Genomic DNA, 22,134 nt, shown 5'->3' with positions numbered 1-22,134 from the left:
TTGCGTTCACTCAACCGAATGGACGTGGCCCTCCCATGAAACGCATCTCAGTGATCGACTCCCACACCGGCGGCGAACCGACCCGCCTGGTGACCGCCGGCTTTCCTGACCTGGGCACTGGCAGCATGGCCGAACGGCGCAAGGTATTAGCCGAACAGCATGATCCATGGCGCGCCGCCTGTGTGCTGGAACCACGGGGCAGTGACGTACTGGTGGGCGCCCTGCTCTGCACGCCGGTGGACCCTGGTGCCTGTGCCGGGGTGATTTTCTTCAACAACACCGGTTATCTGGGCATGTGCGGCCACGGCACCATCGGCCTGGTGGCGTCGTTAGCGCACCTGGGCAAGATCGGCCCCGGCGTGCACAGCATCGAAACGCCGGTGGGCACGGTGCAGGCAACCCTGCACGAAGACCATTCGGTGAGTGTGCGCAACGTGCCGGCCTACCGTTATCGCAAGGCGCTGGCGGTGCAGGTGCCGGGCATAGGCCAAGTGGTCGGTGATATCGCCTGGGGCGGCAACTGGTTTTTCCTGGTCGCCGAGCATAGCCTGCGGGTGGCCGGCGACAACCTCGAAGCGCTGACCGCTTACACCTTCGCTGTGCAGCAGGCACTGGAAGCCCAAGGCATTCGCGGTGAGGACGGCGGCTTGATCGATCACGTTGAGTTGTTCGCCGATGACGATCACGCCGACAGCCGCAACTTCGTGCTCTGCCCCGGAAAAGCCTATGACCGTTCGCCCTGCGGCACCGGCACCAGTGCCAAACTGGCCTGCCTGGCCGCCGACGACAAGTTGCAACCGGGGCAGATCTGGCGCCAGGCCAGCGTCATCGGCAGCGAGTTCGAGGGTTCCTACGAACTGCAGGGTGAGCGCATCGTGCCGACCATTCGTGGTCGCGCGTTCATCAGTGCCGAAGCGAGCCTGATCATCGAACAGGACGACCCGTTCGCTTGGGGCATTCGTCCATGAACGAGGGCCAGGTGGCCGATGTGATCGTGATCGGCGCCGGCATTATCGGCGCCGCCTGTGCCCAGGCGTTGGCCCGTCGCGGCTTGCAGGTGTTGGTGCTGGACGCCGGCCTGCACGGCGCCACGGCCGCCGGCATGGGACACTTGCTGGTACTCGACGACAACCCCGCCGAACTGGCCCTGAGTCAATATTCGTTGCAGCGCTGGCGCGAACTGGGCGCGGACCTGCCCGACAGCTGTGCCTACCGCTGCAACGGCACGCTGTGGCTGGCGGCGAATGCCGAAGAAATGGCGGTGGCCCACAGCAAATTCCTGAACCTGCAAGCCCAGGGCGTGGCTTGCGAACTGATCGGCGCCAGTGCCCTGCGCCAGCGCGAACCGGAACTGAGCGAAGGCCTGGAAGGCGGCTTGCTGATCAATGGCGACGGCATTCTATACGCCCCGGCGACGGCCGGATGGATGCTCGAAACACCGAACATCCGCCAGCGCCGGGCACGGGTCAGTGCGGTCGATGGCAACCGCCTCTGCCTCGATGATGGTCACTGGTTGAGTGCCGATGCCATCGTGTTGGCCAACGGAATCCAAGCCAACGAGCTGTGCCCGGAATTGCCCATCGAACCGAAAAAAGGCCACTTGCTGATCACTGACCGCTACCCCGGCAGCGTCACCCATACGCTGGTGGAACTGGGTTACGTCACCAGTGCCCACAACGCCACGGGGCCGTCGACCGCATGCAATATCCAGCCACGGCCCACCGGGCAACTGTTCATCGGCGCCTCGCGACAATTCGGCACCACCGACCCGCAGGTCGAAGGCTGGATGCTCGCGAAAATGCTCAAGCGTGCCGCCGAGTACATGCCGGGGCTGGCCCGGCTCAATGGCATCCGTGCCTGGACGGGTTTGCGCGCCGCCAGCCCCGACGGCTTGCCGCTGGTGGGCCAACATCCACAACGTCAAGGCTTGTGGCTGGCAGTCGGTCACGAAGGACTGGGGGTAACCACCGCCCCCGGCACCGCCGATTTACTGGTGGCGCAACTGTTCAATGAAACCCCGCCACTGGCCGCACAACCTTATCTGCCCCAGCGGTTTCTCGGAGAACCGGTCTATGCCTGAATTGTTGCTGGACGGCCACGCACTGAAAGTCGCCGAAGGCACCAGCGTCGCCGCTGCCCTGGCGTTGGCCAGTGACGGCTGCACGCGCACCTCGGTCAGCGGTCAGCGCCGTGCGCCGCTATGCGGCATGGGCATTTGTCAGGAATGCCGGGTGACCATCGATGGCCGGCGTCGCCTGGCTTGCCAGACCCTGTGCCGTGACGGCATGCAGGTGGAGACTCGCCCATGAATGAGTACGCTGATCTGTTGATCATTGGCGCTGGCCCTGCCGGGATGAGCGCCGCCCTTGCCGCCGCCCCCAGCGGCGCCCGCATTGTCATGCTCGACGACAACCCGCTGCCGGGCGGGCAAATCTGGCGCGACGGACCTCAAGCCAACGTGCCCGGTCAGGCCCGGCGCCTGCGCGAGTGTCTGGCGTCATGCAACAACATCCGCCATCACGCCGGTACTCGGGTGATCGCCGCCCCCGGCGCGAAACAACTGCTGGTGGAAGATGACGACCATGGCTGGTTGATCAGCTACGACAAACTGATTCTGTGCACCGGCGCCCGTGAATTGCTGCTGCCCTTTCCCGGCTGGACCCTGCCGGGAGTCACCGGTGCGGGTGGTTTGCAGGCGCTGATCAAGGCCGGTTTGCCAGTGCAGAACGAGCGCGTGGTGATCGCCGGCAGCGGCCCGCTGTTACTGGCCAGTGCCGCCACCGCCAAACAGCATGGCGCGCAAGTGCAACGCATCGCCGAACAAGCCAGCCGCAGCGCCGTCGCCGGCTTCGCCGCGCAACTGCCGCGCTGGCCCGGCAAATGGCTGCAATCGTTCAGCCTGTTCGACCACCACTACCGCACCGCCACCCACGTATTGGCGGCTCTTGGTACCGACCGAGTGGAAGGCGTGCGCCTGCAACAACAAGGCAACATCGTCGAGCTGGAATGTGATCGGCTGGCCTGTGGTTTCGGGTTGATTCCGAATATCCAGTTGGGTCAGGCACTGGGTTGCGCCATCGAAGATCAAGCCATCGCGGTGGATGCCTGGCAGGCCAGCAACCGCGCCGATCATTATGCGGCGGGCGAATGCACAGGGTTCGGCGGCAGTGAGCTGGCCTTGGTGGAAGGTGCGATTGCCGGCCACGCTGCGGTCGGCAATCTGGAAGCAGCCAGGCATTTGTGGCCGCGACGGGCGCGCTGGCAGGGGTTCGCCAAGGCGCTGAACAGCGCGTTCGCCCTCGACCCGCGACTCAAGTCCCTGGCCCGACCCGACACCCTGGTTTGCCGCTGCGAAGACGTGCCCTACGCGGCATTGACCGGTCACTCTGACTGGCGCGAAGCCAAACTCGCCAGTCGCTGCGGCATGGGCGCCTGCCAGGGGCGGGTGTGTGGCGGCGCAGTGCAGCATTTGTTTGGTTGGCAGCCCTCGGCTCCGCGCCCACCCTTCAGCCCGGCCCGGATCGAAACCTTGATGTCCCTAGACGATACCCCGCCAGCGTGATGACCACGCCAGGGGTTTCGGCCACGCTGCCGAGTCTCTATGATCCCGGGGGTCACCCTCAGACCCCCAGCGCCATGTATCCCTCGCTCACTACCTTTAAACCTTGCGATCTGCCGACGCTGCTGAACAGTCTTCAGCCCATCGCGCCGTTGCTCGATACCCTGTCGGACGTGGTGTTTTTCATCAAGGACGGCGAGGCCCGCTACGCCTTCGTCAACCAGACCTTGGCCCGCCGTTGTGGTTTCAAACACAGGGACGAGCTGCTGGGGCGCACCGCCGAAATGGTCTTTCCGGAACGCTTCGGTCCGCTGTACACCGAGCAGGATCGGCGAGTGCTGTCCAGCGGTCGCGAATTGGCCGATCAGCTGGAGCTGCATTTGTATTATGGCAATCAGCCGATCTGGTGCCTGACCCACAAACTCGCCTTGAAGGATGAACAAGGTCGAATCGTGGGCCTGGCCGGTATCTCCCGCGACCTGCAATCGCCGCAATCGAACCATCCGGCGTTCCAGAAACTCGCCGCCGTGGATGCCCATATCCGCCGCCACTTCGCCCGCTCCATCAGCCTCGCCGAACTGACCGCCATCGCTGGCTATTCCGTGGCGCAATTGGAGCGGCACTGCAAACGGGTGTTCCAGCTCACCCCACGGCAAATGATTCACAAGGCGCGCCTGGAAGAAGGTTCGCGGTTGTTACTGCACACCGAGTTGCCGATTACCGAGATAGCCTTGCGCTGCGGTTACACCGACCACAGTGCCTTCAGCCGGCAGTTTCGGGCACTGACCAGTTTGTCGCCGAGTCAGTATCGCGATAACCAGCGCTGAAGATCAAAAGATCGCAGGCTACGCCAGCTCCTGCGCCAACCGCGTACACCCGCGATTAAAACGCCTGTCAGTGTTCCTTAAAGGGGCGTCCGCGCTACCGCTGCTCCCATATGTAACACCTGCCCCCGATACCTTGGCGTCACCGTGCCTAGGCTTGCACCGCTACAAAACCTCTACGCCAAGGCCTGACATCTAATTCACCTCTTGGACTGGAAATAGGCACGTTGATTGCTATTGTTAATATCGTATACGAAATCCCCAATACGATATTCAACGGTAATTCACATCAACGAGGCATCCATGAAAAACCCCGCATTTGCCGTAGCCCTCAGCGCTGTTCTCAGTACCTCCTTTATCGCCACTGCCCAGGCCGACAAGCTCGACGACATCATCGGTTCGGGCAAGCTGCGCTGTGCCGTGACCCTGGACTTCCCGCCCATGGGTTTTCGCGATGCCAGCAACTCGCCAGCCGGCTTCGATGTGGACTATTGCCGCGACCTGGCGAAGATCCTCGGGGTCGAGGCCGAAGTGGTGGAAACGCCCTTCCCGGATCGCATTCCGGCACTGGTCTCCGGGCGGGCTGACGTGATCGTCGCGTCCACCTCCGACACCCTCGAACGCGCCAAGACCGTTGGCCTCACCGTGCCCTACTTTGCCTTCCAGATGGTGGTGCTGACCCGCGACGACACCGGCATTAACGGCTTCGACGACCTCAAGGGCAAAGCAGTGGGTAACACCAGCGGCACCTATGAGGCCATCGCCCTGGAGAAAGACGTGAAGGACTGGGGCTCGGGCAGTTTCCGAGCCTACCAGTCGCAGAGCGATACCCTGCTAGCCGTCGCCCAAGGCCACATAGATGCCACCGTGGTCACCAACACCGTAGCCGCCGCCACCCTCAAGTCGGGCAAATACAAAAACCTGAAAGTCGCCGGTAACGCCCCGTACGTCATCGACTACGTGTCCCTGGGTGCCAAGCGTAGCGAGTTCGGCCTGCTCAACTACCTCAACCTGTTCGTCAACCAACAGGTGCGCACCGGTCGCTACAAGGAGCTCTTCGTTAAATGGGTTGGCACCGAGATCCCGCCGACCAACCTGACCGTGCCTCAGGTCTACTACTGAGATGTCCGGCATGCCTAGGCCAATTTCTCTGACCGGGCGCAGCCTGGTGGCGGGTGCCGCGCAAGGCGCCCTGCTGTTCGCCGATGTCGGCTTGAGTTTCTGGGGCGGAGTCGATCCCTGCACGGGTGAAGTCATCGACCGCCATCACCCGCTCAGCGGCCAACTCCTGGCCGGCCGCGTGCTGGCGATTCCCAGTGGTCGCGGCTCGTGTACCGGCAGCAGTGTGTTAATGGAGCTGATCAGCAACGGCCATGCACCGGCGGCATTGGTGCTGGCCGAAGCCGACGAGATCCTGACCTTGGGCGTGCTGGTGGCGCAGACCATTTTTGCCCGTTCCCTGCCGGTGCTGTGCATCGGTCGGGAGGCCTTCGCCGCCTTGCGCGGCCAGGCCTTCGCCCGGGTCGAAAATACAACGCTGAGCCTGTTCGATCACCTACCGGACGACGCCTGGCAGGCGCCCGACAGCCTATTACCGAACACTGACAGCACCGCCTCGATCAGGCTCACCGAGCACGATCGGGCGCTGCTCGATGGCCGGCATGGCAAGGCCGCGCAAATGGCCATGCAGATCGTCCTGCGCATGGCCGAACTGCAGGGTGCCGACCTCTTGGTGGATGTCACTCAAGCACACATCGACGGCTGCATTTACACCGGGCCGGCGAGCCTGCGCTTTGCCGGGCAACTGGTGCAATGGGGAGCAAAAGTGCGAGTACCCACCACCCTCAATTCTATTTCCGTCGACCAGCGCCGTTGGCGCGAACTGGGTATCGACCCGGCACTGGGTGAACCGGCCAGTGCCTTGGGCGATGCCTATATGGCGATGGGCGCTCAGCTCAGTTTCACCTGCGCGCCGTACCTGCTCGACACTGCACCGAAGGCTGGCGAGCAAATCGTCTGGGCGGAATCCAACGCAGTGGTCTACGCCAACAGCGTGCTCAGTGCACGCACCCTGAAATACCCGGATTACCTGGACATCTGCATCGCCCTCACCGGTCGCGCCCCGCTGATCGGCTGCCACCTGGACGCGCAACGCAAGGCCCGATTGCAGCTCGAGTTGCCTGCCCTCGGTGAACTGGACGATGCCTTCTATCCGCTGCTGGGTTACCACATTGGTGCCTTGGCCGGTAGTCGCGTGCCGTTGCTGCTGGGACTGGAAAAAAGCAAGCCGAGCCTGGACGACCTCAAAGCCTTTGGCGCGGCCTTCGCCACCAGCTCTGCGGCGCCACTGTTCCACATCGCCGGGGTTACCCCGGAGGCCATGGACCCGACGCAGGTGCTGGATGCGGACATTTCCATTCCCGTGGAAAAAATCCGCCTGAAGGACCTGCTGTCGAGTTGGCGCGCACTCAACAGTGCTCGCGACAACCGGGTGGATGTGGTGTCGCTGGGTAACCCGCATTTTTCCCTCAGCGAGTTCGCTCACCTGGCGCGACTGTGCCGGGGACGACAAAGACACCCGGATGTAGTGCTTGCCATCACCTGCGGCCGTGCCGTGTTGGAGCAGGCCCGCGAGGCCGGCCACATCGCCGTGATCGAAGCTTTTGGCGCAACCCTGGTTACCGACACCTGCTGGTGCATGCTCGGCGAACCCGTAATCCCCCTGGCGGCTAAAACCCTGATGACCAACTCGGGCAAATACGCCCACTACGCACCGGGCCTGGTCGGCCGCAAGGTGCACTTCGCCAGCCTTGCCGAATGCGTCGACGCGGCCTGCACAGCAACGGCCAGCGGACATTTGCCGGCCTGGTTACAACCTGCTGCCCTACTGGAGAGCCCTGCGCATGTTTGACTACAGTTTCCAATGGCGCGCCGCCCTGCGCGCCCTGCCGGACATGCTTGCCGGTGCCATCGTCACCTTCGAAACCGCCGCGCTGTCGATGATCTTCGGCGTGCTGATCGCCCTGGCCCTGACGGTGATGCGCGAGGCCAAACACCCATTACTGCGCGGGTTCGGCAACGGCTGGGTATCGATTGCCCGCAACACCCCATCGCTGTTCCAGATCTACATCCTCTACTTCGGCCTCGGCTCGCTGAACCTGCATGTCAGTTCCTGGTTCGCCCTGCTCGCCGGGATCACCTTCAACAATGCCGGGTATCTGGCGGAGAACTTTCGCGGCGGCCTCAAGGCCGTGCCTGGCACGCAGGTGCGTGCGGCGCGGTCCCTCGGCATGAGTGCTTTCCAGGCCTACCGCATGATCATCGTCCCCCAACTGCTGCGGATCGTGTTCTACCCGCTGACCAATCAGATGGTCTGGGCGGTGTTGATGACGTCGCTGGGGGTGATCGTCGGGCTAAACAATGACCTGACAGGTGTGACCCAGGAATACAACGTCAAAACCTTCCGCACCTTCGAGTATTTCGCCATCGCAGCGGTGCTGTATTACTTGATTGCCAAGGCGATCGTCGCGGCAGCCCGGCTGATGGCCTGGCGGTTGTTCCGTTACTGAGGAGCTCTCCATGTTTTCCACCGACTTTTCCTCGAATGACCTGATGTTCCTGCTCAACGGTGCGTGGGTCACGATGCAACTGACGTTCTGGTCGATCATTCTTGGCTCCTTGGCCGGGTTGTTCTTCGGCCTGCTGCGGGCCTTGTTGCCACGGGCCAGCCAGCCGTTGGCCTGGGTGCTGGACGTGTTTCGCAGCGTGCCATTGCTGATCCAGTTCGTACTGTTTAACTCACTCAAAAGCATCATCGGCTTGAACATCAGCGCCTTTAGCATCGGCTGCATTGTGTTGGGGGTTTACGCTGCGGCGTACTTCACCGAGATCGTGCGTGCCGGCGTGCTGGCGGTGCCGTTCACCGTGCGCCGGGCCAGCCGTTCGCTGGGGCTGAGCTTCTTGCAGGACTTGCGCTGGATCGTCCTGCCGATGGCCACCCGGGTAGCGTTCCCCGGCTGGCTGAACCTGGTGCTCGGTGTAATGAAAGACACCGCACTGGTGATGTGGATCGGCATCGTCGAACTGCTGCGCGCCTCGCAAACCATCGTCACCCGCATCCAGGAACCGTTGCTGGTGCTGTGCATCGCGGGCCTTATCTACTACGTCATGAGCCTGGTGGTCGCACGCCTGGGCGCTCGTCTGGAAAGAAGGTGGCAAGAAAATGATTGAGATCGACAACGTACATAAATCCTTCGGCAACCTCGAAGTGGTCAAGGGCGTCAACCTGACGGTGAACAAGGGCGAAGTGGTGTCGATCATCGGCGGCTCCGGCTCCGGTAAATCGACCTTGCTGATGTGCATCAACGGCCTGGAACCGATCCAGAAAGGCAACATCCGCGTTGACGGCGTCGAGGTCCATCACAGCGCCACCGACCTCAATCGCCTGCGGCAGAAAATCGGCATCGTGTTCCAGCAATGGAATGCCTTCCCGCACCTGACGGTGCTGGAAAACGTCATGCTTGCACCGCGCAAAGTGCTGGGCAAAAGCAAGGTTGAAGCTGAAGAGCTGGCAGTGAAGCAACTGACCCACGTCGGTCTGGGCGACAAGCTCAAGACCTTCCCTGGCAAGCTGTCCGGTGGACAGCAACAACGCATGGCCATCGCCCGCGCCTTGGCCATGTCACCAGACTACATGCTGTTTGACGAAGCCACCTCGGCCCTCGACCCGCAGTTGGTCGGTGAAGTGCTGGACACCATGCGCATGCTCGCCGAAGACGGCATGACCATGGTGTTGGTGACCCACGAAATCCGCTTTGCTCGGGACGTGTCCGACCGTGTGGCGTTCTTCCGCAATGGCCTGGTGCATGAAATTGGTTCGCCGGATCAGGTGATTGGCAATCCGGTGCGTGCGGAAACTGCAGAGTTTCTGAAATCAGTGAAATAGCGACTGAGGCCTTCACAGGCGAAACAAGGAGCAAACCATGCGTTCATCAAAAGTCATTCATGTCGTCAGCTGCCACGCCGAAGGCGAAGTCGGCGACGTGATCGTGGGCGGTGTAGCCCCACCGCCCGGCGCCACCGTGTGGGAACAGTCGCGCTGGATCGCCCGGGACGAAACCCTGCGCAACTTCGTCCTCAACGAACCCCGCGGCGGCGTGTTCCGCCACGTCAACCTGCTGGTCCCGGCCAAAGACCCACGGGCGCAGATGGCCTGGATCATCATGGAACCGGCGGACACCCCGCCGATGTCCGGCTCCAACTCGTTGTGCGTCGCCACCGTATTGCTCGACAGCGGCATCCTGCCCATGACCGAGCCGCAAACCCGTCTGGTGCTGGAAGCGCCCGGCGGCCTGATCGAAGCCGTGGCCGACTGCAGGGATGGCAAGGTGCAACGGGTGGAAGTGAAAAACGTGCCGTCCTTCGCTGATCGACTGGATGCATGGATTGAAGTCGAAGGCATCGGCTCACTCAAAGTCGATACCGCGTACGGTGGCGACAGTTTCGTGATCGCCGACGCCAAAGGCCTGGGTTTTTCCATCAGCCCGGATGAAGCCGCCGATCTGGTGGAGGTCGGTCTGAAAATCACCCGCGCCGCCAATGAACAACTGGGCTTCGTCCATCCGCTTAATCCCGAGTGGTCGCACATTTCCTTCTGCCAGATCGCCGCGCCCATCGTCCATGAGAACGGCATCGCCACCGGCGCCAATGCGGTGGTGATTCAACCTGGCAAGATCGACCGCTCCCCCACCGGCACTGGTTGCTCGGCGCGCATGGCGGTGTTGCAGGCCAAAGGCTTGATGCAGGTTGGCGAACGCTTTGTCGGCCGCTCGATTATCGGCTCTGAGTTCCACTGCCGCATTGATTCGCTGACCGAAGTCGCCGGCCGCGCCGCGATTTACCCGTGCATTTCCGGTCGGGCCTGGATCACCGGCACCCACCAATTGCTGCTCGACCCAAGCGATCCGTGGCCACAAGGCTATCGCCTGTCCGATACCTGGCCCGGCGCCTGATCGCGGCATGCCTGAACACCGGACCAACGGCGCATCAATAACCCCCGAAAACTGAAAAAAGTGCTAGCCGAAATTTGTCATTTTACATATCGTATACGAAATACGATTAACGAACCGGAGGCAACAATGAGCAAGCGTATTAACTGGAGTGGCGTCTTCCCTGCAGTGACCACTCAATTCAACGATGACTTCACGATCAACCTGGATAAGACACACCAGGTGATTTCCAATGTGATTCGCGATGGCGTGTCAGGCTTGGTGGTATGCGGTTCGGTGGGAGAGAACACCTCGCTGACCGCCGAAGAAAAAATCGCCGTGACCGAAGTGGCTGTCGACGCCTCCCGTGGTCGCGTACCGGTGATTTGCGGCGTGGCCGAGTTCACCAGCATACAAGCGGCCAAGGTCGCCAATGCCGTACGCCGGGTCGGCGTCGATGGCGTAATGCTGATGCCGGCGCTGGTCTACGGTTCCAAGCCGTTCGAGACCGCCGAGCATTACCGCTACGTGGCGAAAAACGCCGACGTGCCGCTGATGGTCTACAACAACCCGCCGATCTATAAAAACGACGTCACTCCGGACATCCTGATTTCCCTGGCCGACTGCGACAACGTGGTGTGCTTCAAGGATTCTTCCGGCGACACCCGCCGCTTCATCGACGTGCGCAACGAAGTCGGTGACCGTTTCGTGCTGTTCGCCGGTCTCGACGACGTGGTGCTGGAAAGCATCGCCGTGGGTGCCGAAGGTTGGGTCTCAGGCATGTCCAACGTGTTCCCGAAAGAAGGCGAAACCATCTTCCGCCTGGCCAAGGCCGGTCGTTTCGCCGAAGCCATGCCGATCTACGAATGGCTGATGCCGATCCTGCACCTCGATGCCCGTGCCGACCTGGTGCAGTGCATCAAGCTGTGTGAAGCCATCGCCGGTCGCGGCAGCGCCTTGACCCGCCCGCCACGCCTGGCCCTGCCGGAAGCCGACCGCGTATTCGTCGAGCAGATCATGGCCAAGGCGTTGGCCAACCGCCCGGAACTGCCGGACGTCGGTCTCTGAGTGATTGCCGGGCGGGCCTTTACCGGCCCGGCCCGGCTGCCCGCTTTTTTTGCGCCTTAACAAGGTACGTCAGCATGTCGAATCCTCAACACACGCAAAGCGCAACCTCACCCTCTGGACTCAAACGCGTAGTGGCCGCCGCCATGGCTGGCACCGTCGCCGAATGGTATGAATTCTTTCTCTACGGCACCGCCTCGGCATTAGTTTTCGGCCAGCTGTTCTTCCGCCAGACCGACAGCCCCATCGACGGCATCATCGCCGCCTTCGCCTTGTACGCGGTCGGCTTTCTCGCCCGGCCGTTGGGTGGTTTGGTATTCGGTCACTACGGTGACAAATTCGGCCGCAAACGCCTGCTGCAACTGAGCCTGGTAGTGGTCGGCATCACCACCTTCCTGATGGGTTGCCTGCCTGGCTTCGACCAGATCGGTTACGCAGCGCCGGTGCTACTGGTGCTGTTGCGGTTGATCCAGGGCTTCGCTTTCGGTGGCGAATGGGGCGGCGCGATTCTGCTGGTGTCCGAACACTGCCCAGACAATCGTCGGGGCTTCTGGGCCAGTTGGCCGCAAGCCGGGGTGCCGGCCGGCAACCTAGTGGCCACGGTCGCCCTGCTGCTGTTGTCATCGAACCTGTCAGAGCAACAGTTCCTTGCCTGGGGCTGGCGCGTGGCGTTCTGGTTCTCGGCGGTAGTGGTGTTGATCGGTTACTGGATTCGCACCAGCGTCGATGATGCGCCGATCTTCAAGGAAGCCCAGGCCCGTCAGGCACAGACCAAACAGCAACAGCTCGGTGTAGTGGAAGTGCTGCGTCATCACTGGCGTTCGGTGCTGGTGGGAATCGGCGCACGCTTTGCCGAGAACATCCTCTACTACACCGTGGTGACGTTCTCGATTACCTATCTGAAACTGGTGGTGCACAAGGACACTTCGCAAATTCTGCTGCTGATGTTCGGCGCGCACCTGGTGCACTTTTTCCTGATCCCGCTGATGGGCTATCTGTCGGACATCGTCGGGCGCAAGCCGGTGTACCTGACCGGAGCGGTGCTCACAGCGTTCTGGGGTTTCATCGGCTTTCCGATGATGGACACCGGCAACAACTGGCTGATCATGGCTGCCATCACCTTGGGCCTGGCCATCGAGTCGATGACTTATGCGCCTTACTCGGCGCTGATGGCTGAACTGTTCCCGACCCACGTACGCTACACCGCTCTGTCCCTGTGCTACCAAGTGGCGCCGATCTTCGCAGGTTCCCTGGCACCGCTGATCGCCATCACCTTGCTCAACAAGTACCACAGCTCGACTCCGATCGCCTGGTATCTGGTGGGCGCAGCGCTGATTTCCTTGGTGGCTGTCGGCCTGACCCGCGAAACCCGTGGCAAGTCATTGCGCCAGGTGGATGCCGAGTCGGCGGCGCGAGTTGCTGGCGTGGACGCAGCCGTGCCAGCCACCCCGCGCCGGGGTGACTCTTTGGCTTGATGGCCCTGAAAGATCGCAGGCTACGATCTTTTGCCCTTAACCTTTTCAGACCGGAGATTTTCAATGCTCGAAATCCTTGGCCACAACTACATCGGTGGAGCGCGCAGCGCCGTCGGCGGCATCATCCTGAACAGCCATGACGCCAGCACCGGCGAAGCGCTGCCCTACTCTTTCGTGCAAGCCACCGCACAAGAAGTCGACACGGCCGTCCAGGCCGCTGCGGCCGCCTATCCAGCCTTTCGTAATTTGCCGGCGACGCGCCGGGCGCAATTCCTTGAAGCTATCGCCGCGCAACTGGATGCCCTGGATGACGAGTTCGTTGCCCTGGTAACCCGTGAGACCGCCCTGCCCAGCGCCCGGATTCAGGGCGAGCGCGGCCGCACCAGCGGCCAGATGCGTCTGTTTGCTCAGGTCCTGCGTCGGGGCGACTTCTACAGCGCACGCATCGACCGTGCCCTGCCGGAGCGTCAGCCGCTGCCACGGGTTGACCTGCGCCAGTACCGGATCGGCGTCGGCCCGGTGGCAGTGTTCGGCGCCAGCAATTTTCCGTTGGCCTTTTCGACTGCTGGCGGCGATACCGCAGCGGCCCTGGCCGCCGGTTGCCCGGTGGTGTTCAAGGCCCACAGCGGGCACATGGCAACCGCCGAATGCGTGGCCAATGCGATCCTGCGCGCCGCCGAGCAGACCGACATGCCCAAGGGTGTGTTCAACATGATCTACGGCGCTGGTGTCGGTGAAGCGCTGGTCAAGCATCCGGCGATTCAGGCCGTCGGTTTCACCGGCTCGCTCAAAGGTGGCCGTGCCCTTTGCGACATGGCCGCCGCACGGCAACAACCCATCCCGGTGTTCGCCGAGATGAGCAGCATCAATCCAGTGTTGGTATTGCCCGAAGCCTTGCGTGCGCGCGGCGAGAAAATCGCTGGTGAACTGGTGGCATCGGTGGTTCAGGGTTGCGGGCAGTTCTGCACCAATCCGGGGTTGGTCATTGGTATTCGCGCCCCTGAATGGACGGCGTTCACTGCGCGACTAAGCAACCTGATGGCCGAACAACCGGCGCAAACCATGCTCAATGCCGGCACCCTCGGCAGCTATGAAAAAGGCGTGCGGGCCTTGCTCGAGCATCCGGGTGTGACGCACCTCGCGGGCCACGACCAGCAGGGCAATCAGGCGCGGCCGCAACTGTTCAAGGCCGACGTCAGCCTGCTGCTCAATGGGGATCCGCTGCTACAGGAAGAAGTGTTCGGGCCGACCACCATTGTCGTTGAAGTGGCGGACAAGGTTGAACTGCGGCAGGCGTTAAACAGCTTGCACGGGCAACTTACTGCGACATTGATTGGCGAAGCGTCGGATCTTCAGACCCATGCGGACCTGCTGGTACTGCTGGAACAAAAAGTCGGCCGGGTACTGTTCAACGGTTACCCCACCGGGGTCGAAGTTTGCGATGCCATGGTCCATGGCGGGCCTTACCCTGCAACCTCCGACGCCCGTGGCACGTCGGTTGGCAGCCTGGCCATCGAGCGATTCCTGCGTCCGGTGTGCTACCAGAACTGCCCGGACGCCTTGCTACCCGACGCCTTGAAAAACGCCAACCCGCTGGGGATTGCACGGCTGGTGGATGGCAGCAGCCAACGCGACTCAATCTAGAAAACCACACAAGTACCTGTAGGAACTGCCGCAGGCCGCGATCTGTTGATCTTGAAAATCAACATCAAAAGATCGCGGCCTTCGGCAGCTCCTACGCAAAACAGGTGCTCACCACCATTCAAATGGGGGAGCGGGCACGTTGATGCAATCAGGCGAGCAAGGCCTTGAGGTCGTTGTACAGCGCCTCGGGAATTTGCACGCCCTCCACCAGGCTGCGTACCCGCGCCGCGTAACGTCGTTGCGACGGTAAGCGTGCGCCCTGCCCTTCAATGCCCTGGAACAACGTTTCGGCCCGGGCCAAATGTTCTTCAGTGGCGTCCCCCAGAAAGCGCCGAGGGTCCAGGGCGATGATCAACTCGCCATGGTACGGCGACGACTTGCTGCCTCCGTCGTAAGCCAACGACTCGGCACTGGTCAGGTCACCAATCAGCGGCCCGGCGATCAACTCCACCATCGCCGCCAGCGCCGAACCCTTGTGCCCGCCGAACGTCAGCATCGCGCCGCTGTCGAGCACCACGTTGGCGTCGGTGCTCGGCTGTCCTTGGGCGTCGACGCCCCAACCTTCGGGAATCGCCTTGCCGGCACGCCGGTACAGTTCGATATCACCACGGGCAATCGCGCTGGTGGCGAAGTCGAACACAAACGGATCTTGCCCCGCACGCGGCCAACCGAAGGCAATGGGATTGGTGCCGAACACCGGCAGTCGTCCTCCAGCCGGCGCCACCCAGGCGTGGCTCGGATTACACGCCAGTGCCACCAGACCGGCAGCCGTCAGCTGCTCGATCTCCACCCACAGCGCCGAGAAATGCACACAGCGGTTGATTGCCAACGCCGCAATGCCGTTGGCCCGGGTTTTCTGCGCCAGCAACGGCAACCCCGCCTGAAACGCCAACTGCGAAAACCCACCGCCTGCATCCACCCGCACAATCGACGGCGCCTGGTCGATCACCTGTGGCTCGACATCGGCTGACACCTTGCCGGCCCGCAGGGAATTCACACACCCCAGAATCCGGTACAAACCGTGGGAGGCACAGCCATCACGTTCGCCAGCAATCACCGTCGTCGCCACCGCTTGTGCATGGGCCAGATTAAAACCGTTGTGCAACAAGATCGATTCGGCCAACTCACGGGCTTCGATAAGGGTCAGTCGGATCATAGTCATCTCCTTGGACAGACCGGTCAGAGTGGTCTATCCGAGGCGTTATGGCTTGATGGGTTTGGGCATTGGCGGTGACGAAATTGGCACAGCGCAGGCAGTTGGGGCCCGTTAAACCAACTGACTATTGCATCCAATGCAACACACAATTGTCATCAATCCAGTTGATGACGACCGAACACGAGGCGCAGGCTAGAGGGCTGGCTTGGGTCTTATATCATTCCGGATGATAGTTACCTTCGCCCCATTCGATTCGTGAGATACAAACTCGCCGCGCATCATTCGCCAATCTCAACACATTGGCGGATGCATCCATGGAACAGTCACTCAAACATTTGCGCTTCCCGTTGGCTTTGTTGGCCGTAGTGGTGATCAGCGCTTGCGGCAAGGCCCCGGAAACCGCCGCCAGCATGCCAGCGGCCAAGGTCAGCGTGGCCAAGGTGCTGGAGCAGCCTGTCAACGAATGGGACGAGTTCACCGGCCGTCTCGAAGCGCCGGAAACCGTCGAGATTCGTCCACGGGTCTCCGGCCAGATCGATGAAGTGGCGTTCACCGAAGGCGCTCTGGTCAAGAAAGGGGACCTGCTGTTCCAGATCGACCCGCGTCCGTTCCAGGCTGAGGTCCGCCGCCTCGAAGCACTGGTTGCACAATCGCGCGCCAATGCCACCCGCAGCGAAAACGAAGCCCAGCGCGGTGAGCGCCTGCGCGCCAGCAACGCGATTTCCGCTGAACTGGCCGACTCGCGGACCAGCGCCGCCCAGGAAGCCCGCGCCGCGGTCGGCGCCCTGCAAGCGCAGTTGGATCTGGCCAGGCTGAACCTGAGCTTTACTCGTGTGACGGCTCCCATCAGCGGCCGCGTCAGCCGTGCGGAAATCACCGCCGGCAACCTGGTGACTGCCGACACCACCCCGCTGACCAGTGTGGTCTCTACTGACAAGGTGTACGCCTACTTCGACGCGGACGAGCGTGTGTTCCTCAAGTACACCGAGCTCGCTCGCCAGGGCAAGCGCGGCGCCACCACCCCGGTCTACATGGGCCTGTCCAACGAGGACGGCAACCCGCACCAGGGCGTGATGAACTTCGTCGACAACCAGGTCAACCCGAAGACCGGCACCATTCGTGGGCGCGCCGTGTTCGACAACAGCGATGGCAGCTACACCCCGGGCCTGTATGCACGCCTGAAACTGGTGGGCAGCGGAACATACAGCGCCATGCTGATCAATGACGAAGCGGTCGGCACCGACCTGGGCAAGAAGTTCGTGCTGGTGATGGATGCCGACAACAAGACCGCCTACCGCGCGGTGGAGCTGGGTCCGAAGATCGAAGGCCTGCGCATTGTGCGCAATGGCCTGAACAAGGACGACACCATCATCGTCAAGGGCCTGCAACGGGTACGCCCTGGCTCACCGGTCACCCCTGAAGTGATTCCGATGGCCAGCGAACAAACCCTCGCGGCACTCGCACAACAACGCCAAGCGCTGGAAGCCAGCAACCTGCCCCAAGTCGCGCCTGCCAGGGTTGCGCCGGGCACGGCTGTGAAACTGGCTGCCACGACCCCACGCGGTTAAGGGATTTTTACGATGAATTTTTCCCAATTCTTCATTTCACGGCCGATCTTTGCAGCGGTGCTTTCGCTGCTGATCCTGATCGCCGGCGCCATCTCGCTGTTCCAGCTGCCGATCAGCGAATACCCGGAAGTGGTACCGCCGACCGTTGTGGTTCGTGCCAACTTCCCGGGTGCCAACCCAAAAGTCATCGGTGAAACCGTGGCTGCTCCACTGGAGCAAGCCATCACTGGTGTCGAGAACATGCTGTACATGTCCTCGCAGTCCACCGCTGACGGCAAGATCACCCTGACCATCACCTTTGCGTTGGGCACTGACCTGGACAACGCACAGGTGCAGGTGCAGAACCGTGTGACGCGGACCGAACCAAAACTTCCCGAGGAAGTGACGCGCATCGGTATCACCGTGGACAAGGCTTCGCCCGACCTGACCATGGTTGTGCACTTGACCTCACCGGACAAACGCTACGACATGCTCTACCTGTCCAACTACGCCTTGCTCAACATCAAGGATGAGCTTGCGCGTCTGGGTGGTGTCGGTGATGTGCAGTTGTTTGGCATGGGCGATTACTCCCTGCGTGTGTGGCTCGACCCGAACAAGACCGCTTCGCGCAACCTGACCGCCACTGATGTGGTCACGGCGATTCGTGAGCAGAACCGTCAAGTGGCGGCCGGTGCCTTGGGTGCACCTCCTGCACCGAATGCCACGGCCTTCCAGTTGTCGGTCAACACCCAGGGCCGTCTGGTTTCCGAAGAAGAGTTCGAGAACATCATCATTCGCTCTGGCGACAACGGTGAAATCACTCGCCTCAAAGACATCGCTCGCGTCGAGCTGGGCTCCAGCCAGTACGCCCTGCGTTCGTTGCTGAACAACCAGCCGGCGGTGGCGATCCCGATCTTCCAGCGTCCGGGTTCCAACGCCATCGAAATCTCCAACGAAGTGCGGTCGAAAATGGCCGAACTGAAGAAGAGCTTCCCCGAAGGCATGGACTTCAGCATCGTCTATGACCCGACGATCTTCGTGCGCGGCTCCATCGAGGCGGTGGTTCACACCCTCTTCGAAGCGTTGATCCTCGTGGTACTCGTGGTGATCCTGTTCCTGCAAACCTGGCGCGCCTCGATCATTCCGCTGGTCGCTGTGCCGGTATCGCTGATCGGTACCTTTGCCGTGATGCATCTGTTTGGCTTCTCACTCAACGCCCTGTCGCTGTTCGGCCTGGTATTGGCGATCGGTATCGTGGTGGACGACGCCATCGTGGTGGTGGAGAACGTCGAGCGGAATATCGAGCTCGGGTTGACCCCGGTTGAAGCGACCAAAAAAGCCATGGGCGAGGTAACCGGCCCGATCATCGCCACGGCGCTGGTGCTGTGTGCGGTATTCGTTCCGGCGGCGTTCATTTCCGGCCTCACCGGCCAGTTCTACAAACAGTTCGCCCTGACCATCGCGATTTCCACGGTGATCTCGGCCTTCAACTCCCTGACCCTGTCGCCAGCGCTGGCCGCGGTATTGCTCAAGGGCCATGACGCGCCGAAGGACCGTTTCTCCAAGGTGCTGGACAAGATTTTCGGTGGCTGGTTGTTCCGTCCGTTCAACCGCTTCTTTGAAAAGGCCAGCCATGGTTATGTCGGCACCGTTGCCCGCGTGATCCGCTCAAGCGGTATCGCCCTGCTGCTGTACGCCGGCCTGATGGTCCTGACCTTCTTCGGTTTCTCCAGCACCCCGACCGGTTTCGTCCCCGGCCAGGACAAGCAATACCTGGTGGCCTTCGCGCAACTGCCGGATGCCTCGAGCCTGGACCGTACCGAAGATGTGATCAAGCGCATGTCCGAGCTGGCGCTGAAACAGCCCGGTGTGGAAAGCGCCGTGGCCTTCCCGGGCCTGTCGATCAACGGTTTCACCAACAGTCCGAACGCAGGCATCGTGTTCGTGACCCTCAAACCGTTCGACGAGCGTAAAGACCCGAGCATGTCCGCCGGTGCGATTGCCGGTGCCTTGAACGGCCAGTACGCGAATATCCAGGAAGCCTACATGGCGATCTTCCCGCCGCCGCCGGTACAAGGCCTGGGCACCATCGGTGGTTTCCGCCTGCAGATCGAAGACCGGGGCAACCTGGGTTACGAAGAGCTGTACAAGGAAACCATGAACATCATCAACAAGAGCCACAACGTGCCGGAACTGGCCGGCCTGTTCACCAGCTACACCGTGAACGTGCCCCAGGTCGATGCCGCCATCGACCGGGAAAAAGCCAAGACCCACGGCGTGGCCGTCAGCGACATCTTCGACACCCTGCAGATCTATCTGGGTTCGCTGTATGCCAACGACTTCAACCGCTTTGGTCGCACCTATCAGGTCAACGTTCAGGCCGAACAACAGTTCCGCCTCGAATCCGACCAGATCGGCCAGCTGAAAGTGCGTAACAACAAGGGCGAGATGATCCCGCTGGCGACCTTCATCAAGGTCAGCGACACCTCGGGCCCGGACCGCGTGATGCACTACAACGGCTTCATCACCGCTGAAATCAACGGTGCGGCAGCCCCCGGCTACAGCTCCGGCCAGGCGGAAAAAGCCATCGAGAAACTGCTCAAGGAGGAACTGCCCAACGGCATGACCTACGAATGGACCGACCTGACCTACCAGCAGATCCTGTCCGGTAACACCGCACTGTTCGTGTTCCCGCTCTGCGTACTGCTGGCGTTCCTGGTACTGGCGGCTCAATACGAAAGCTGGAGCCTGCCACTGGCGGTGATCCTGATCGTACCGATGACCCTGCTGTCGGCCATCACCGGTGTGATCGCCTCCGGCGGTGACAACAACATCTTTACCCAGATCGGTTTGATCGTATTGGTGGGGCTTGCCTGCAAGAACGCGATCCTGATCGTCGAGTTCGCCAAGGACAAACAGGAGGAAGGCTTGAGCCCGCTGGCTGCAGTCCTGGAAGCGTGCCGTCTGCGTCTGCGGCCGATCCTGATGACCTCCTTCGCGTTCATCATGGGTGTGGTGCCCCTGGTGTTCTCCAGCGGCGCCGGTTCCGAAATGCGCCACGCCATGGGTGTCGCGGTGTTCTCCGGGATGCTTGGGGTGACCTTCTTCGGTCTGTTGCTGACGCCAGTGTTCTACGTACTGATCCGTAACTTTGTCGAGCGCGGCCAGGCACGCAAAGCGGCCAAGGCCACCCTGAAGCTGGAGTCGCACTGATGAGTTTGAAAGCCTTCCTGCCGAGCCTGCTGGTACTGGCCCTGAGTGCCTGTGCCGTGGGCCCGGACTACAAGACGCCAACCACCGAGGCGGCCAACATCACGGCCGCCACCGACGGCGCCGCCGGCCAGAAGAACTTTGACCGTTCGCGTTTCGAAGGCATCTGGTGGCAACAGTTCGAAGACCCGACCCTCAACCAGCTGGTGACGAAATCCCTGCAAGGCAACCGTGAACTGCGCGTCGCCTTCGCCCGCTGGAAAGCGGCGCGGGCGATCCGCGATGATGTCAGCAACGACGCCATGCCGACCATCACCAGCCGCGTCAGCAGTGACCTGGGCAAAGGCCAGATTCCGGGCCAGACCACCGACCGGGTCAACAGCGAACGCTATGACCTGGGCCTGGACATGGCCTGGGAAATCGACTTGTTCGGTCGCATCCAGCGCAACCTGGAGTCGGCCAACGCCGAGCAACAGGCATTCGAGGCAGATCTGTACCAACTGCAAGTCACCATGATTGCCGAACTGGTGGACTCCTACGGGCAACTGCGCGGCGCGCAGTTGCGGGAGAAAATCGCCCTGGCCAACCTGGAGAACCAGCAAGAGTCGCGCAAGATCACCATCAGCCTGCGTGATGCCGGCGTCGGCGACCAGCTCGATGTGGAACGCGCCGATGCGCGACTGGCGTCGGTCGAAGCCAGCGTGCCGCAATTGCAGGCTGAACAGGTTCGGCAGAAAAACCGTATCGCCACCCTGCTGGGTGAGCGTCCGGACAAGCTGACCGTGGACCTGAGCCCCAAAGACCTGCCGGCGATTGCCAAGGCCCTGCCGATCGGCGATCCGGGTGAACTGCTGCAACGCCGTCCGGACATTCGCAGTGCCGAACGCCAACTGGCCTCGGCCACCGCGCGTATCGGCGTGGCCAAGGCGGATCTGTTCCCGCGGGTCAGCCTCAGCGGCTTCCTCGGCTGGACTGCCGGACGTGGTTCGCAGATCGGTTCTTCGGCGGCCAACGCCTGGGCGCTGGGCCCGAGCATCACCTGGGCCGCGTTTGACCTGGGCAGCGTAAAAGCCCGCATACGTGGCGCCGACGCCGATGCCGAAGGCGCCCTGGCGACTTACGAGCAGCAAGTGTTGCTGGCCCTGGAAGAATCGGAAAACGCTTTCAGCGACTATGGCAAACGCCAACAGCGCCTGATCTCGCTGATTCGCCAGAGCGAGTCCAGCCGCTCGGCTGCCGACCTGGCGCAAATCCGCTACCGCGAAGGCACGTCCGATTTCCTCGTACTGCTCGACGCCCAGCGTGAACGCCTGGCGGCGGAAGACACCCAGGCCCAGGCCGAGGTTGATCTGTATCGCGGCATCGTCGCGATCTACAAGGCCCTCGGTGGCGGCTGGCAGCCGGAGACGGTCGCGAGCAAGTAGTACGGTTTTTAAAGCGCTCCTTTGGTTGGCCGCAACCAACCAATTTCCTTGCCCTGCGTCTCATTCGGTCGCGGGGCTTTTTTTGCCCTGAAAAAGGCAGTACACACCCCCTGTGGGAGCGAGCTTGCTCGCGATGACGCAAGCACCTTCACCAATGATGTTGACTGATCCACCGCTATCGCGAGCAAGCCCGCTTCACCAGGGGGGTTGACTGATCCTCCTCTATTTCGCGGATGCCCCTGA

General features: G+C 61.9%; 18 protein-coding genes. 17 read left to right on the top strand and 1 reads right to left on the bottom strand.

The genetic code is table 11. The features are described 5' to 3' along the window. The first annotated feature begins 35 nt into the window (after positions 1-35). The 14 genes from AC3WTM_RS25710 (at position 36) to AC3WTM_RS25645 (ending at position 14,554) form a co-directional block, all read left to right on the top strand. The gene (locus AC3WTM_RS25710) at positions 36-968 is read left to right on the top strand and encodes a 4-hydroxyproline epimerase (RefSeq protein WP_102671576.1); all 933 of its coding nucleotides are present in this window, start codon (positions 36-38) and stop codon (positions 966-968) included. After that, positions 965-2,080 carry an NAD(P)/FAD-dependent oxidoreductase gene (locus AC3WTM_RS25705; RefSeq protein ID WP_102671575.1) on the top strand — a complete coding sequence of 372 codons (1,116 nt, stop codon included), beginning with the start codon at positions 965-967 and terminating at the stop codon, positions 2,078-2,080. The genes AC3WTM_RS25710 and AC3WTM_RS25705 overlap by 4 nt, the downstream gene beginning before the upstream one ends. Further along, positions 2,073-2,309 carry a 2Fe-2S iron-sulfur cluster-binding protein gene (locus AC3WTM_RS25700; RefSeq protein ID WP_007994312.1) on the top strand — a complete coding sequence of 79 codons (237 nt, stop codon included), beginning with the start codon at positions 2,073-2,075 and terminating at the stop codon, positions 2,307-2,309. The genes AC3WTM_RS25705 and AC3WTM_RS25700 overlap by 8 nt, the downstream gene beginning before the upstream one ends. Continuing rightward, positions 2,306-3,562 (top strand): NAD(P)/FAD-dependent oxidoreductase, encoded by a 1,257-nt coding sequence (locus AC3WTM_RS25695; protein WP_102671574.1) that lies wholly within the window; start codon positions 2,306-2,308, stop codon positions 3,560-3,562. The genes AC3WTM_RS25700 and AC3WTM_RS25695 overlap by 4 nt, the downstream gene beginning before the upstream one ends. Before the next feature lie 74 nt (positions 3,563-3,636). Then, positions 3,637-4,386 carry an AraC family transcriptional regulator gene (locus tag AC3WTM_RS25690; protein ID WP_102671573.1) on the top strand — a complete coding sequence of 250 codons (750 nt, stop codon included), beginning with the start codon at positions 3,637-3,639 and terminating at the stop codon, positions 4,384-4,386. 300 nt (positions 4,387-4,686) lie between these two features. Beyond that, entirely contained in the window at positions 4,687-5,505 is an 819-nt protein-coding gene (locus AC3WTM_RS25685) for an ABC transporter substrate-binding protein (RefSeq protein ID WP_102671572.1), read from the top strand. A gap of 10 nt (positions 5,506-5,515) precedes the next feature. Next, the gene (lhpI, locus tag AC3WTM_RS25680) at positions 5,516-7,294 is read left to right on the top strand and encodes a cis-3-hydroxy-L-proline dehydratase (RefSeq protein ID WP_102671584.1); all 1,779 of its coding nucleotides are present in this window, start codon (positions 5,516-5,518) and stop codon (positions 7,292-7,294) included. Further along, positions 7,287-7,952 (top strand): amino acid ABC transporter permease, encoded by a 666-nt coding sequence (locus AC3WTM_RS25675; RefSeq protein WP_102671571.1) that lies wholly within the window; start codon positions 7,287-7,289, stop codon positions 7,950-7,952. The genes lhpI and AC3WTM_RS25675 overlap by 8 nt, the downstream gene beginning before the upstream one ends. A gap of 10 nt (positions 7,953-7,962) precedes the next feature. Next, complete coding sequence (locus AC3WTM_RS25670; RefSeq protein WP_102671570.1) at positions 7,963-8,613, top strand: amino acid ABC transporter permease; 651 nt, start codon at positions 7,963-7,965, stop codon at positions 8,611-8,613. Next, positions 8,606-9,328 carry an amino acid ABC transporter ATP-binding protein gene (locus AC3WTM_RS25665; protein ID WP_102671569.1) on the top strand — a complete coding sequence of 241 codons (723 nt, stop codon included), beginning with the start codon at positions 8,606-8,608 and terminating at the stop codon, positions 9,326-9,328. Before AC3WTM_RS25670 ends, AC3WTM_RS25665 begins: the two co-directional genes overlap by 8 nt. A 37-nt stretch (positions 9,329-9,365) precedes the next feature. Further along, entirely contained in the window at positions 9,366-10,394 is a 1,029-nt protein-coding gene (locus AC3WTM_RS25660) for a trans-3-hydroxy-L-proline dehydratase (protein ID WP_102671568.1), read from the top strand. A gap of 126 nt (positions 10,395-10,520) precedes the next feature. Further along, entirely contained in the window at positions 10,521-11,438 is a 918-nt protein-coding gene (locus tag AC3WTM_RS25655) for a dihydrodipicolinate synthase family protein (protein WP_056724733.1), read from the top strand. 74 nt (positions 11,439-11,512) lie between these two features. Continuing rightward, entirely contained in the window at positions 11,513-12,910 is a 1,398-nt protein-coding gene (abaF, locus tag AC3WTM_RS25650; protein WP_102671567.1) for a fosfomycin efflux MFS transporter AbaF, read from the top strand. Between the two features lie 63 nt (positions 12,911-12,973). Further along, a complete protein-coding gene (locus AC3WTM_RS25645; protein ID WP_102671566.1) occupies positions 12,974-14,554 on the top strand; it encodes an aldehyde dehydrogenase (NADP(+)) in 1,581 nt (526 codons plus the stop codon). 148 nt (positions 14,555-14,702) lie between these two features. Here AC3WTM_RS25645 and AC3WTM_RS25640 read toward each other — a convergent pair whose 3' ends face one another. Further along, positions 14,703-15,710, bottom strand: a complete 1,008-nt coding sequence (locus tag AC3WTM_RS25640) for an Ldh family oxidoreductase (protein ID WP_102671565.1) — start codon at positions 15,708-15,710, stop codon at positions 14,703-14,705. Between the two features lie 314 nt (positions 15,711-16,024). Between AC3WTM_RS25640 and mexE the strand changes: the two genes are divergently transcribed. From mexE to AC3WTM_RS25625, 3 genes are read left to right on the top strand one after another with little or no spacing between them, the layout of a single operon-like run. Further along, positions 16,025-17,278 (top strand): multidrug efflux RND transporter periplasmic adaptor subunit MexE, encoded by a 1,254-nt coding sequence (gene mexE, locus AC3WTM_RS25635; protein ID WP_102671564.1) that lies wholly within the window; start codon positions 16,025-16,027, stop codon positions 17,276-17,278. Positions 17,279-17,290: 12 nt separating this feature from the next. Continuing rightward, positions 17,291-20,470: an efflux RND transporter permease subunit gene (locus AC3WTM_RS25630; RefSeq protein WP_102671563.1), complete on the top strand. Its 3,180-nt coding sequence runs from the start codon at positions 17,291-17,293 to the stop codon at positions 20,468-20,470. After that, entirely contained in the window at positions 20,470-21,891 is a 1,422-nt protein-coding gene (locus AC3WTM_RS25625; RefSeq protein ID WP_102671562.1) for an efflux transporter outer membrane subunit, read from the top strand. The genes AC3WTM_RS25630 and AC3WTM_RS25625 overlap by 1 nt, the downstream gene beginning before the upstream one ends. Positions 21,892-22,134 lie beyond the last annotated feature (243 nt).

This window comes from Pseudomonas sp. EU05-FHT14B02, from assembly GCF_058791055.1.
This window is presented reverse-complemented; position numbering and strand designations above follow the sequence as displayed.